A 345-nucleotide genomic window follows, 5' to 3' on the forward strand; every position below is an offset into this window, starting at 1 on the left:
GACTGCTTGCAGGCTCTGCTCTACCGGCGCGTTGGTCCCAACGTAAACGTTGTCAGGCGCGGTAACGGTGACGAAGCCCGAGGTGCTGTTGGCCGGCACAGTGATGACCGTTTTGCCGTCACTCAGGGTGAAGTACAACGGCGAGTGGTTATCGATCGGCAGACCGTCTTTGTTGGTCAGCGTAACGGTATAGGTGATCTCGCCACCTTCGGTCACCGAAGGGGTAGCGGTCAGCTTGGCGATAACATCGTCGGTGGTGTCGGTGACTTTAACCGACGCGGCATCACCCAGTTGCAAGTTCTCGAAGGCGCGACCATCGATGTCTGCTGCCGATTTGATACCCAG

1 protein-coding gene is annotated in these 345 nt (G+C 58.0%); it reads right to left on the bottom strand.

Going from position 1 to position 345, the window contains the following annotated elements:
- Nucleotides 1-345, bottom strand: a 345-nt coding sequence (locus HU770_RS27385) for an immunoglobulin-like domain-containing protein (RefSeq protein ID WP_186666603.1), incomplete at both ends; no start/stop codon positions are given.

Source organism: Pseudomonas sp. SWRI68 (assembly GCF_014269165.1).
Lineage (GTDB): Bacteria > Pseudomonadota > Gammaproteobacteria > Pseudomonadales > Pseudomonadaceae > Aquipseudomonas > Aquipseudomonas capeferrum.